Source organism: Sphingomonas pokkalii (assembly GCF_003096275.1).
Lineage (GTDB): Bacteria > Pseudomonadota > Alphaproteobacteria > Sphingomonadales > Sphingomonadaceae > Sphingomonas > Sphingomonas pokkalii.
This window is the reverse complement of sequence record NZ_QENQ01000001.1, coordinates 3,651,662-3,664,298: the sequence shown is the minus strand read 5'-3', so window position 1 is coordinate 3,664,298 and position 12,637 is coordinate 3,651,662. Positions and strand designations below refer to the sequence as shown.

The window sequence follows — 12,637 nt, the reverse complement described above, 5'->3', positions numbered from 1 at the left end:
CCAACCACCCTCCGCTCAGCGCAGCGTTACCCAGGTGGGTGCGTGATCGCTTGCCTTTTCCCGGCCGCGATAGGCCTTGTCGACACCCGCGCCGGTGAAGCGATCGGCCGCTTGCGGGCTGAGCAGCAGATGATCGATGCGGAAGCCGGCATCGCGCTGCCAGGCACCCGCCTGATAATCCCAGAAGGTCCAGACGCCGCCTTTGGGGAAGCGGGTGCGCAGCGCATCCGTCCACCCCTGCGCCAGCAGTTCGCGGTAGCGGGCGCGCGATTCCGGCTGCATCAGCGCATCTTCGGCCATGGCGCGCACCGAGAAGGTGTCGTCGTCGTTCGGGATGACGTTGAAGTCGCCGGCCAGGATCGCCGGGCGTTCTTCGGCGAGAAGCGCGGCGGCGCGGGCGTTGAGCCGCTCCATCCAGCGAAGCTTGTATTCGAATTTCGGCCCGGGCTGCGGATTGCCGTTGGGCAGATACAGGCCGCCGACGATCAGATCGCCGACTTCGGCCTCGATATAGCGGCTATGAGCGTCCTCCGGATCGCCGGCCAGCCCGCGCTGACGCTCGACCGGCTGCTGCCCCTTGGCCAGAATCGCGACGCCGTTGAAGCCCTTTTGCCCATGCCAAACCGCACCATAGCCGGCGGCCTCGATAGCGGCGACGGGCAGCGTCTCGTCCGAACTCTTGAGTTCCTGCAGGCAGACGATGTCGGGCTGCGCTTCGGTGAGATATTCGACCAGGCGCTCCAGCCGGGCCTTGATCCCGTTCACATTATAGCTGACGATTTTCAACGGACTGCGCTCAGATCGAGAAGCTGGTGCCGCAGCCGCAACCGGATGCCGCGTTGGGATTGGTCACCGCGAAATGGGCGCCGCCGAGATTGTCGATGAAATCGACCTGGGCGCCGCGGACCAGATCCAGGCTGATCGGATCCACCACCAGCCGCACGCCATCCACTTCCGCCACGGTGTCGTCCGCCTCCACCGCCTCGGCCAGGCCGAAGCGATATTGGAAACCCGAACAGCCGCCCCCCTCAACGGAAAGCCGCAGGATCGCGGGCTTGGCCTGCTTGGCGGCAATCGCGGCGACGCGCGCGGCAGCGGCCGGCGTCAACGCGATATCGGAATGGTCGAGGCTGATCGTCATGCCACCGAGATAATGCGCCGGCGGCTATCCGGCAATGCGGCAGCGGCACCGCGCCTCAGCGCGGGCCACCCATGGCACCGCCCGTCACCGGCGTCTGCGACGCATATTCGCCGGACTGGATGAACGGAATGGGATTGATCGCGCGACCATCAAGCCGCACCTCGTAATGCAGGTGGGTACCGGTCGAACGGCCGGTCGAGCCCATCAGACCGATGATCTGGCCGCGATGAACGCGGGTATTATCGGCGACCAGGATCTTGGAAAGGTGGCCGTAGCGGGTTTCGATGCCATGGCCATGGTTGATTTCCACCAGATTGCCATAGCCGCCCTGGCGACCGGCATGGGAAACGATGCCGTCCGCCGTCGCATAGATCGGCGTACCCATCGCGCCGGGAATATCGACGCCCGTATGCATCGCCGCCGAACCGCGGAACGGATCCGATCGAACACCGAACATCGACGTGAAGCTGACATGTTCGACCGGCTTCAGCGACGGGATCGTCATCGAGCTCTGCTCGATCGAATCGAGCTTCTTCCAGGTCAGGAACAGCGAACGGAACTGCGCATCGGCATCGGCGGCCACCGCCGTCGTGCCTGCATCTTCATCGCTCGCGGGTTCGTAGGGCCCACCCATGGCAGCACCGGCCTTAACAAAGCGCGCCGCCGGCAAACCGAGCTTCTGGAAGTGCAGCGTCGCCTGGCGCACCCGCGCCTCGCCCACCTGCTGCGCCTTGGCGGCCAGCGCGACCTGGCGCGCTTCCAACCGGCGCAGCGGCGCCGTGATCTCGCCGGTCAGCGCGCTCGTCTTCTGCGGGAGCGCCGGCAGTTCCTGCGCCAGCACCGAACGATCGGCCTTGCCGGAAACAACTGCGTTCAGCACTGCCTGGCGCTGCGCGATCTGTGCCGCCTGCTGCCGGGCCTGTTCCTTGGCCTGGGCTACCTCCGTGCGCATCCTGGCGACTTCGGCGCGCATCGCGGCAACCTGTGCCTCCGGCGAACCCGGCGTGGCAGCGGTATAGGCGATCGCACCGGCCATCGCCTGCGAAACGCCATAGCCTGAAAACACGATCGTCATCGCCGCCGCGCTCGCGAACAGCGCCTGCGAGCGACCGCAGATGCTGAAGCGGCGCAGGCCGCGTCCATCGTGGAGAATGAAATCACGGGTGGTAAAGAAATCCCGGAACTTGCGCGCAAAATCGTCGTTCTTGCGTTCTGACGGTACAGCCATAAGTCCCCGGCAATGCATGGAAGCCAGCACCGTGCGACCCGGCGCGCTGCTTCAGGATGATGCGGACGGTTTGGGCAGCCCCTGACCATGCCGTCTCGCTTACGGACTCTTTTGGAGGATAATCAGCCGTCGACAAGCGCTTGATAGTAATCGCGCGTCAGACCGGCTGAGTCGCGCGCCGAGTCGTTGAACGGCGGCTTAACGGCACCGCGGAAATGGGTGCGCACCAGCGCCTGCCACGTTGTTTCCGGAACGCAACGATCGGCCTTGCAGGCCGATTCGAACCATGTCGTCCCCGCCCGGACATGGCGTACCTCATCCTGGACGATGCGTGTCAGGATGCGCGCCGTGACGATATCGCCGGCCGCGTCGAACCGATCGATCGTAGCCGGGGTAACGTCCAGCCCGCGCGCTTCGAGTACCATCGGCACGATCGCCAGCCGCGCCTTGGCATCATAGGCGGTTTCGGTGGCGGCATCCCACAAACCGTCATGCGCGGGCAGCGCACCATAATGGCTGCCGAGGCTGCGCAGCCGACGATCGAGCAGCGCGAAGTGCATCGCCTCGTCGGCGCCGACGCGCATCCAGTCATCGGTAAAGCCCGCCGGGAACTGCGCCCCGAAGCGGCCGATCAGATCGAAGGCGAGGTCGATCGCAACGAATTCGATATGGGCGAGCGCGTGGATCAGGGCGATACGGCCGCGCTCCGATCCGCCCCGCCCCCGCTTCGGCATCCGATTGGGCGGCAGCAATTCGGGCGCGGCGGGGCGCGCCGGGCGATCGGGCATGGCGACATCGAACCGGAAGGCCAATCGACCGAGCCGCCAGTCACGGGCCGCCGCGCGGGCCAGCATCACCTTGTCGCGCGGATCGGCGGCATCGAGCACCGCCCGCACCGCCGCCGCCACGCTCCGCGTTTCGCTCACCCGAGTGCCTTCGCCGCGGCCAGCACCTCGGCGGCATGGCCGGGCACCTTCACCTTGCGCCAGGCGCGCACCAGCGTGCCCGAGGCATCGAACAGGAAGGTCGAACGCTCGATGCCCATATATTTCTTGCCGTACATCGACTTCTCGACCCACACGCCCAGCACCTCCATCAGCGCGCCGTCCTCATCGGTGGCGAGCGGCACGGCAAGGTCGTACTTCGCGGTGAACTTCTGATGCTTGGCGGGCGGATCCTTCGAGATGCCCAGCAGCTTCACGCCCAGCGCCGCGAATTCCGGCATCAGCGCAGAGAAATCCTGCGCCTCGCGGGTGCAGCCCGAGGTGTCGTCCTTCGGATAGAAATACAGTAGCAGCGGGGCGCCAGCGCCCCATTCCGGAAGCGCGATGGCGCTGCCGTCCGCCGCTACCAGCGCGCCCTTGGGAAGCGCGTCGCCCAGTTCGATGCTCATGCCCGAATCTCCCTCAATCGCGGGCCTGGATGGCGGCCCAGCAGTGGCGCACCTCCTGCCGCGTCGCATCGAGCGTCGCAACCACCGCTTCCCAATCGGGCAGGCCCAGCGTCCGCGCGATCAGCGCCCGCGTGCTCGGGCCCGGCGGCTGCGCATCCGGCGCAACCAGCCGCAGCGTCACCAGCAGCCGCGTGAGGAAATCGTGCGCCGCCCGCAAGGCGGGCGGCATCAGCCCCTGTGCGACCAGCGCGTCGATCGCGCGCCCCAGCCGCGGATCGAAGCCGGTGCGATGGCCCAGCTGCTGCACGTGCACGGCAAATTCCAGGTCGACCAGGCCGCCATCGAGCAGCTTCGCATCCAGCGGACCGGCCGGCGGCTTATGCGCCGCAATGTCGGCCCGCATCTTGCGCGCATCGGCCAGGACATCGCGATCGGGCCGCGCGCCGTGCAGCACGCCGTCGATGATCGCCTGAACCTGTTCGCACGCCGCCGCCGAACCGAACACCGGCCGGGCGCGGGTGAGCGCCATATGCTCCCAGGTCCAGGCATCCTTCTCCTGATAGCGCGCAAAGCCCTCCAGCGAGACCGACAGCGGCCCTTGCGCGCCGGAGGGGCGCAGCCGCGTATCCACCTCGTAGAGCGGCCCCGCCGCCGTCGGCACGGAGAGCGCCGCCGTCACCCGCTGCGCCAGCCGGTTATAATAGGTTACCGCGCCCAGCGGGCGCCGGCCATCCGATTCCAACGCATAATCGCCGGTGAACAGGTAGATCAGATCAAGGTCGGACGCGTGGGTCAGCGCGCCGCCGCCCATCCGGCCCAGCGCCAGGATCACCAGTTCGCTGCCCGGTACCCGGCCGTGCTGGGTGGCGAACTCTTCCACGGCCGCCGCCGCCAGCGCCTGGATGGCGGCTTCGGCCACGCGCGCATATCCGGCGGAAACATCCAGCGGATCGCTCGCCCCGGCGACGATCTGGGCGCCGAGCGCGAACCGCTTCTCGTTGACGATCCGACGGACATGTTCGAGCCGCCACTGATAATCGGCACCGCGCTCCACCGCCGCCATCGCCGCGACCAGCGTCGGCACCGCGTCCACCGGGGCGAGGGCGCTGGCGTCGATCAGGCCATCGAGCAGCTCCGCCCGGCGGCCGAGTTGCTCGGCCAGCGTCGGCGCGTGGCTGAGGATCGCGCTCAGCAGGCGGGTGAGCGCCGGCTGCGCTTCGAGAAGGCGGAAGATGTTGATCGCGCTCGGCAGACGCTTCAGCATCGCATCGAAGCGGGTGATCGCATGCTGCGGATCGGGCGCGGCGCCGAACGCATCGATCAGCATCGGCAGCACGCCCTCCAGCGCGCTCTGGGCGGCGGGGCTGCGCAGCGCCGGATAGGTCGCGCCGCGCCACCCCTCGACGATGCGGCGCGCGGTCTCGGCATCGGCGAAGCCGGCATTCGCCAGGCGTTCGCCGAGCAGGTCCGGATCGCTCGAAAGGCCGCCGCCGCCCGCCTCGGCCAGCGCGTCATAGATGCGCCCTACCCGTTCCACCTCCGGCTGGAGCAGCGCGACCAAGGCGGCGCCGTCCGCCAGCCCGTGCAACCGCGCGACATGATCGAGCGCAGCGGAGTCGGCGGGGAGGCTATGGGTCTGGCGGTCGTCGATCATCTGCAGGCGATGTTCGATCGTCCGCAACAGCACATAGGCTCGATCGAGCGCTGCCGCCTCGTCCGCATCGATCCGGCCGGCCTTGGCCAGCGCGGCAAGCGCCCCGCGCGTTGCGGGAACCCGCAACGCCGCATCGCGGCCGCCATGGATGAGCTGGTGGATCTGCGCGAAGAACTCCACTTCGCGAATGCCGCCGCGACCGCGCTTCAGATCATAGCCGGGCCCGAAGCGCTGGCCCTGCTGGTAATGGTCGCGGATGCGGCGGGAGATTTCCTGGATCTCGCGGATCGTGCCGTAATCCAGCGCACGCCGCCACACGAAGGGGCGGATCGCGTCGAGAAACCCCTGCCCCAGCGGCAGATCCCCCGCCGCGGCACGGGCGCGGATAAAGGCCGCCCGTTCCCAGGGCAGCGCCTGGCTTTCATAATAGCTGATCGCCGCTTCGACCGGCAGCGCGATCGGGGTCACCTCGGGCGAGGGCCGCAGCCTGAGATCGACGCGCAGGACATAGCCGTCGCCATCGCGTGCCTGCAGCAGTTCCAGCACGCGCCGCGCGATGCGGACGGCCGCCTCCTCGGGCGCCTCGCGCGGGCGACAGGGCAACCTGGCCGGATCGAAGATCAGGATCGGATCGATATCGGACGAATAATTGAGCTCGCGGCTGCCCTGCTTGCCGAGCGCCAGCGCCGCAAAACCCTGCACGGGGGCGTCCGGGGTGCGTTCGCGGATCGCCGCGGTGATCGCCCGATCCAGCGCCATGTCCGCAAAGTCGCTCAGCAATCGCGAGACCCGGTCGAAATCATAGGCGCCGGAAAGATCGCCGATCGCAGCGATCAGCGCGAGGCGCCGTCGCTCGATGCGCAGCTGGCGTGCGATCGGCATCGCACCCGTCGGCGCCGCGGCGGTGCCGAGCGGATCGCGAAGCGCGGTGGCGGGATCGTCCGCGATATCCGCTTCGCGCCCAAGCACCAGGCCCAGGAACGGCGAATGCGCGCGAATACGATCGAACGTCTCGGAAAGGGAAGCTTCGGTCAAAGGGGTCGCCTGTCGTCCAGAAATCGTACAGCTGCGATGAACTGCGGAAATGCAAAGCAACGAAAGCAATGCATAGCCGTTTTGACCGCGTGGTACAGACGGCATCCTCCCGGCCCGAAGAGGCAAATATGGCGACACCCCATCGCGTTTCGGCACCGTGCCAGGGGGATGGGGTCGCGGCGGCGCTCGGCAATGCCTTTGGCGACGACGCGAACCTGCCGCAGGACATGCTTGCCCTGCTTGCCAAGCTGGATGACCGCGACTCCCGCAACGGCTGGTAGGTTATCGCCCCTGCATGTCGCGGTGCGTGGCGGGCATCCGGACCGTCAACCCCTCCAGCCCCTCGCGCAACACGATCTGGCAGGCGAGGCGGCTCGTGCGCACCGCGCCGATGGCCAGATCGAGCATATCCTCTTCCTCCTCGCTGGGCGCAGGCAGGCGATCGAAATCGTCCGGGGGCAGGATCACATGGCAGGTCGAGCACGCCATCTGCCCTTCGCACGTCCCCTCCAGGGGCTGGCCGGCATTCTGGGCCACTTCCAGCAGCCGCGTGCCCGGTGCGGCGTCCACCTCCTGATATCGCCCGTCGGTCCCCTCGAAACGTATCCGGATCATGCGCCCCCCTGTTGTGCCTCGGCTGCGACCAGAATTCGGTCGAGCCCGGTCGTCATTTCGCTCTCGCTGGTCATACGACCAAAGCCGATGCGGATGCTGGAACGCGCGGCGGCGTCCGAAAGCCCGAGCGCCCGCAGCACATGGCTCGGCCGCCCGGAGCCGCTTGCACAGGCAGAGCCCGCGGAGAAAGCGATATCGCGCAGATCGGACATCAGCCGGGCGACGTCGAGACCCTCGCGCCGAATGTTGAGGTTGCCGAGATAGCGATGCTGGCAAGACCCGTTGAGTTGCCACCCTGCGCGCGCCGTCCCGCCTACGGGAGCGAATGTACGGGCAGCGGCCAGCGCGAACAAACGGGCGACATGCGCCGCATCCGCCTCGGCCCGCATCGCCGCCACCTTCGCCGCCGCCCCGAACCCTGCACATAGCGCGGGCGAAAGCGTTCCCGATCGGCCCAGCGCCTCCTGTCCCCCGCCATGGAGCAGCGGCGCCAGCGTCACGCCATCGCGCACCCATAGCGCGCCGATGCCCTTGGGCCCGTGGATCTTGTGCGCCGAAACCGCCACCAGATCGCACTGCGCCGGGATCGGCACCCGGCCATAGCCCTGCACCGCATCGCACAGAAACAGCGCGCCCGCCGCATGGGCAAGGTCCGCCAAGGCCGCAATCGGCTGGATCACGCCAATCTCGTTGTTGACCAGCATCGCCGCGACCAACCCGGTGCCCGGCGCGATCGCCGCACGCGCAGCCTCCAGATCCACCAGCCCGTCCGCGCCGACCGGCAGCACCGTCACCGGCCGCCCGCTTGCAGCCGCGGTATCCAGCACCGCCGCATGTTCGGTGGCGATCGTCACGATCCCGCCGGAGGTGCCCTTGATCGCCCAGTTCAGCGCCTCGGTCGCCCCGCCGGTGAAAGCGATGCGCCCCCCTGCCGGCAGCAACGCCGCAACCTGCGCCCGCGCCACTTCCACGGCCGCCCGCGCCGCCCGTCCGGCCGCATGGGGCGCGTGCGGATTGGCGTGCTGCGATTCCAGCCAGGGCAGCATCGCAGCCAGCGCCTCGGGCGCGAGGGGGGTGGTTGCCTGATAGTCGAGATAGATCATGCCGCGCGGGTCCGCGCCTCGGCAAAGGTCGCGCGCCACAGCGCCGCGAAGCGATCGACATCCCCCTCGGTGGTGCTCCGGCCGAAGCTCACCCGCACCACTTCCCGCAAGGCGGGCTCCGTCCAGCCCATCGCCGTCAACACATGGCTGGGCCGCATACTGCCCGACGAACAGGCGCTGCCCGCCGAAACCGCGACGCCGGCAAGATCGAAACGGATCAGTTGCGCCGCCGAGGATACCCCCGGCATCCGGTATGCGCCGATCAGCGGGCTGCGCGCGCTTTCCGCGCCGACGACAATGCCGCCAGCCCCGGTGAGCGCCGCCTCCAGGCGCCCGCGCAGCCGCGCCATCGTCGCCAGATCCTCCGGCACCGCTACCGCCGCCGCATAGCCGAGCGCGCCGGGAAGATTCTCGGTACCCGCGCGATACCCTTTTTCCTGGCCGCCTGTGGGCAACAGCACGCCGAGATCGCGCACCAGCAGCGCGCCGATCCCCGGCGGCCCACCCCGCTTATGGGCGGAGACCGCGACGAGATCGGCGTGGTGCAGCAGCTCGGCATCGGCATGGGCCGGCATCTGCGCGGCATCGACCAGCAACAGCCCGCCCGTGCCGTGGACCACCGCCGCAATCGCCGCGATCGGCTGACGCACCCCGGTTTCGCTGTTCGCCCATTGCACGCAGACCAGCGTGCGCCCGGCGCCTTCCAGCGCAGCCGCCAGCGCCGCCAGGTCGAGCACCCCGCCCGGCGTGACGGGAAGCACGCCCGCGCCTTCGCCCAGCCGCAGCACGGCATCATGCTCCACCGCGGTGATCAGCCGCCGCTCGACGACGCTCCGCTGCATCGCGATGCCGAGTGATTCGCTCGCGCCGCTGGTCAGGATCAGCTCGTGCGCCCAGCCATAGGCCGCCGCGATCCGCCGCCGCGCATCCTCCAGCGCCGCCCGCGCCGCGCGACCGTCGCCATGCGGAGAGGAAGGGTTCGCCCAGCGCTGCATCCCCTCCATCGTCGCGGCCATGGCCTGGGCCAGCATCGGTGTCGTCGCGGCATGATCCAGATAGAGTCGCGGGCTCAATTGTCTTCCAATTGCGTGAAGGGACCGGCTGCTTATATAGCGACCATGTCCGCGCGCTCCACCGCGCATCTTCCTATTCGACAGGACCTGCCTTGCCCGAAGTCATTTTCCCCGGACCCGAAGGCCGCCTCGAGGGCCGCTTTGCCCCCGCCCCGCGCCCGCGCGCACCGGTTGCGATGATCCTCCACCCGCACCCCAATGCGGGCGGCACGATGAACAACCGCATCGTCCAGGATCTCTACAAGACCTTCCAGCGCCGCGGCTTCGCCACGCTGCGCTTCAACTTCCGCGGCGTCGGCAAGAGCCAGGGCACGTTCGACAACGGCATCGGCGAACTTTCCGATGCCGCCAGCGCGCTCGATTGGGTGCAGAGCTTCCATCCCGAAGCCTCCACCACCTGGGTCGCAGGCTTCGGTTTCGGCGCCTGGATCGGGATGCAGCTGCTGATGCGACGCCCGGAAATCCGCGGCTTCATCTCGGTCGCGCCGCCGGCGAACATGTTCGACTTCACCTTCCTCGCCCCCTGCCCCAGCTCGGGCATCATCGTGCAGGGCGAGCAGGACGAGGTGGTGACGCCGGGCGCCGTGCAGAAGCTGGTCGACAAGCTGCGCACGCAGAAGCACATCACCATCCACCACGATACCATTCCGGGCGCGAACCATTTCTTCGAGCACGAGATGGATCAGCTGATGGGCTCGGTCGATCGCTATCTCGACATGCGGCTCGATCCCAACTGCCCGATCCGCTGAAGATCCTGGCGGCTCAGCGCGGCGAGAACGTCGCGCTGAGCCAGCGATCGACGATCGCCGTGGCGGGATAGTCCGCCGCGCCCAGCTGGCGGTTCATCGCCACATGGCCGCGCAGGCCGCGCCCCTCGATGCCCTGCACCACCACCTTCGATCCCGCCGCGCGGAGCGCCGCCGCCAACGCCTCGGACTGGCGTGTCCCGTCCGCGCGATCGACATGCAGGATCAGGAAAGATGGTGCGTTGGGCGCTGCGGCATGGGTGATCGGCGATAACCTGCGCTGCCGCGCCGGATCGCTGCCGAACGCCTGATCGTAGATCGGCTGCATGAAACGCCCGGCCTCTGCGAGCTGCGCCGGCACATCATAGGCGGCACCATCAAGCAGGATCACCCCGCGCAGACGCTCCGGCGCCAGCCCCTGCTTCTCCAGATACTGCGGATCGGTGCCGACCAGCGCCGAGAGATGCGCGCCCGCGCTATGCCCCATCAGCACCACATGGTTCGGATCGAATCCGAGTTCGCGGGCATGGGCGATCAGCCAGCCAAGTGCCGCGGCGACATCCTCGGCCTGGCGCTCTACCGGCGCTTCGGGGATCAGGCGATAGTCGATGGTAGCGAAGGCATAGCCGGCGTCGCGCAGATGGGCGATCTTCGGCGTGCCGGTGGCATTCTCCTTGTTGCCCATCCGCCAGCCGCCGCCATGCACGAACACCACCAGCGGCGGCGGCGCGTGCGTCGCGCGGGTGGGCAGATAGAAATCGAGCTTCTGCGCGGGAAGCGCGCCATAGGCGAGGTCGCGCTTCGACGCGGCGGCAACGGGTGCCGCCGCCGTCTCTACTTGCTGCCGGGCGAGCGCAGGCGGGCCCGCGAGGAACAGTCCGGCTACCACCCACCCGATCACGCGCATCCTGACTCTCCTGCTGTCCCTGCAGCGTATCGCAGGGACGACGGGCGGGTCGACTCGGAAAAGGTCGCAAGATGTCGCAGACACGGGGCTTGGCGGGAGAGGCCAGGTGATCGCCCGCAATCAAATGTCTTCGTCATCCCCGCGAAGGCGGGGATCCGTTGGCGCTGGTGTCGCAGTTCTTTTTACGAGCCTCCGGGCGAATGGATTCCCGCCTTCGCGGGAATGACAATCGGATTAAGGCGCCGTCATCCCGTCACTGCATGGTCTTTCGGCCGCACGAGCCAACGGCCCCTCACACCGCCCAGATCAGCACATTGCCCAGAATCACCAGCGCGCATACCAGCATCAGCACGCCGCGCTGCCGGTCACCACGCCGCAGCACCGTAACCCCGCCCCAGGCGAGGGCCAGCACCGCCAGCACGGCGATGCTCATCATCAAGGGATACAGGCCCGCCAGGCCGCTCAGGTCACCACCACCCATAGCGTTACCCCCGTCGCCACGCAGACTCCGCCGCACACGGCGGCCGCCGCCATTCGGGGCTCGCTACGATAGGCGATGCGGAGCGCGAACCAGAGGAAATGGCCCAGGGCAAGCGTGCCCGCGCTCGCGATATACGCAATCGCGCCACCCAGGAGGCTGCCCTGCTCATGCCGTTCCACCGAGCGTCTGCGCATAATCCTCCTGGTCGACATTGCCGCCCGAAACGATCACCAGCGTTCCCGGTTCCACCACCACCTTGCCCGCCAGCAGGGCCGCGATGCCGGCCGCGCCACCCGGCTCCACCACCAGTCGCAGCTTCGCCGCGGCCCAGCGCTGCGCCGATCGAATCTCCGTCTCGCTGACGGCGATGCCGGTAGCGCCCCGACGCGCCAGCACGTCGAACGTAAGCGAAGAAACCCGCTGCGTCTGTAGCGAATCGCAGGCAGTGGGCGGCGGATTATCCCCCACCGGTTCGATCCAGCCGGCCTCGAGGCTGCGGCGCATATCGTCCCAGCCCTCGGGCTCGACGGGGACGATCTCCGCCTCGGGCAGGGCCAGCGCAATGCCGGCGGAAAGGCCGCCGCCGCCGCACGGCACCAGCACCCGATTCGGCGCGTCCAGCCCGGCCTCGGCCATCTGCTTCGCCGCCTCGATACCGGCGCTGCCCTGCCCTTCGATGATCCAGGGATCGTCGAAGCTCGGCACCAGCGCCGCGCCGCGGGCATGGGCGAGCTGTTCGGCGATCTTCTCACGGCTTTCGGTCGCGCGGTCGTAGCGCACCACCTCGGCCCCCAAAGCCAGCGTCGCCTCCAGCTTCACCCGCGGCGCATCCGCCGGCATCACGATCACCGCCGGAATGCCCAGGCGCTTCGCCGCCCAGGCGATGCCCTGCGCATGGTTGCCCGAGGAGAAGGCGACGACGCCGTTCCCGCGCACCCGCTCGTCCAGTGCGGTCAGCCGGTGCCAGGCGCCGCGGATCTTGAATGCGCCGATCGGCTGCAGGCTTTCCGCCTTGAACGCGACGGCTACGCCGCGCACCTCCCGCACCAGCAAGGGCGTGGGCGGCAGGATCGCGGCCACCTTCGCGGCGGCGTCGCGGACCCCCGCCCGGGTGGGCTGTCGCAAAATCGTCACAGAGCATCCCTTCCCGTAGAAAAACCTACCCCAGAATCACTTTACACGGGGGTCCGACGCGCATATGTGCGCTCCTCCGCTGCCCCATGGGACTTCCAACCGCAAGGCAGCTTTTCGTCAATGTTTG

At 68.4% G+C, this 12,637-nt stretch carries 15 protein-coding genes; 2 read left to right on the top strand and 13 right to left on the bottom strand.

Going from position 1 to position 12,637, the window contains the following annotated elements:
* Positions 1-15: 15 nt before the first annotated feature.
* The 6 genes from xth to DD559_RS16860 form a co-directional block, all read right to left on the bottom strand.
* Positions 16-786 carry an exodeoxyribonuclease III gene (xth, locus tag DD559_RS16885; RefSeq protein ID WP_116470205.1) on the bottom strand — a complete coding sequence of 257 codons (771 nt, stop codon included), beginning with the start codon at positions 784-786 and terminating at the stop codon, positions 16-18.
* A gap of 10 nt (positions 787-796) precedes the next feature.
* Positions 797-1,141, bottom strand: a complete 345-nt coding sequence (gene erpA, locus DD559_RS16880; protein WP_116470204.1) for an iron-sulfur cluster insertion protein ErpA — start codon at positions 1,139-1,141, stop codon at positions 797-799.
* Between the two features lie 55 nt (positions 1,142-1,196).
* Complete coding sequence (locus DD559_RS16875; RefSeq protein ID WP_116470203.1) at positions 1,197-2,369, bottom strand: M23 family metallopeptidase; 1,173 nt, start codon at positions 2,367-2,369, stop codon at positions 1,197-1,199.
* Positions 2,370-2,491: 122 nt separating this feature from the next.
* Positions 2,492-3,295, bottom strand: coding sequence for a ferritin-like domain-containing protein (locus tag DD559_RS16870; RefSeq protein ID WP_206364530.1), 804 nt, complete (start codon positions 3,293-3,295; stop codon positions 2,492-2,494).
* Positions 3,292-3,762 carry a peroxiredoxin gene (locus DD559_RS16865; RefSeq protein ID WP_116470202.1) on the bottom strand — a complete coding sequence of 157 codons (471 nt, stop codon included), beginning with the start codon at positions 3,760-3,762 and terminating at the stop codon, positions 3,292-3,294. Before DD559_RS16865 ends, DD559_RS16870 begins: the two co-directional genes overlap by 4 nt.
* Positions 3,763-3,775: 13 nt before the next feature.
* Complete coding sequence (locus DD559_RS16860) at positions 3,776-6,451, bottom strand: bifunctional [glutamine synthetase] adenylyltransferase/[glutamine synthetase]-adenylyl-L-tyrosine phosphorylase (RefSeq protein ID WP_240610313.1); 2,676 nt, start codon at positions 6,449-6,451, stop codon at positions 3,776-3,778.
* A 128-nt stretch (positions 6,452-6,579) separates the two neighbouring features.
* On the opposite strand from DD559_RS16860, the gene DD559_RS19880 reads away from it, so the two are divergent.
* Positions 6,580-6,732: a hypothetical protein gene (locus DD559_RS19880; RefSeq protein ID WP_165831128.1), complete on the top strand. Its 153-nt coding sequence runs from the start codon at positions 6,580-6,582 to the stop codon at positions 6,730-6,732.
* A gap of 1 nt (position 6,733) precedes the next feature.
* Here the strand turns inward: DD559_RS19880 and DD559_RS16855 are convergent, their stop codons facing one another.
* The 3 genes from DD559_RS16855 to DD559_RS16845 are packed head-to-tail and all read right to left on the bottom strand — an operon-like array spanning position 6,734 to position 9,242.
* A complete protein-coding gene (locus DD559_RS16855) occupies positions 6,734-7,066 on the bottom strand; it encodes a 2Fe-2S iron-sulfur cluster-binding protein (protein WP_116470200.1) in 333 nt (110 codons plus the stop codon).
* The gene (locus DD559_RS16850) at positions 7,063-8,169 is read right to left on the bottom strand and encodes a cysteine desulfurase family protein (RefSeq protein ID WP_116470986.1); all 1,107 of its coding nucleotides are present in this window, start codon (positions 8,167-8,169) and stop codon (positions 7,063-7,065) included. Before DD559_RS16850 ends, DD559_RS16855 begins: the two co-directional genes overlap by 4 nt.
* Positions 8,166-9,242 (bottom strand): cysteine desulfurase family protein, encoded by a 1,077-nt coding sequence (locus DD559_RS16845; protein ID WP_116470199.1) that lies wholly within the window; start codon positions 9,240-9,242, stop codon positions 8,166-8,168. Before DD559_RS16845 ends, DD559_RS16850 begins: the two co-directional genes overlap by 4 nt.
* Before the next feature lie 92 nt (positions 9,243-9,334).
* On the opposite strand from DD559_RS16845, the gene DD559_RS16840 reads away from it, so the two are divergent.
* Complete coding sequence (locus tag DD559_RS16840) at positions 9,335-9,991, top strand: alpha/beta hydrolase (RefSeq protein WP_116470198.1); 657 nt, start codon at positions 9,335-9,337, stop codon at positions 9,989-9,991.
* 13 nt (positions 9,992-10,004) lie between these two features.
* Here the strand turns inward: DD559_RS16840 and DD559_RS16835 are convergent, their stop codons facing one another.
* The 4 genes from DD559_RS16835 to DD559_RS16820 all read right to left on the bottom strand — a co-directional run bounded on the left by DD559_RS16835 (position 10,005) and on the right by DD559_RS16820 (position 12,510).
* The gene (locus DD559_RS16835) at positions 10,005-10,895 is read right to left on the bottom strand and encodes an alpha/beta hydrolase (protein WP_116470197.1); all 891 of its coding nucleotides are present in this window, start codon (positions 10,893-10,895) and stop codon (positions 10,005-10,007) included.
* Between the two features lie 292 nt (positions 10,896-11,187).
* The gene (locus DD559_RS16830; RefSeq protein WP_240610312.1) at positions 11,188-11,331 is read right to left on the bottom strand and encodes a hypothetical protein; all 144 of its coding nucleotides are present in this window, start codon (positions 11,329-11,331) and stop codon (positions 11,188-11,190) included.
* 26 nt (positions 11,332-11,357) lie between these two features.
* Positions 11,358-11,570 (bottom strand): hypothetical protein, encoded by a 213-nt coding sequence (locus DD559_RS16825; protein WP_116470195.1) that lies wholly within the window; start codon positions 11,568-11,570, stop codon positions 11,358-11,360.
* Entirely contained in the window at positions 11,542-12,510 is a 969-nt protein-coding gene (locus tag DD559_RS16820) for a threonine ammonia-lyase (RefSeq protein WP_116470194.1), read from the bottom strand. Before DD559_RS16820 ends, DD559_RS16825 begins: the two co-directional genes overlap by 29 nt.
* Positions 12,511-12,637: the final 127 nt, after the last annotated feature.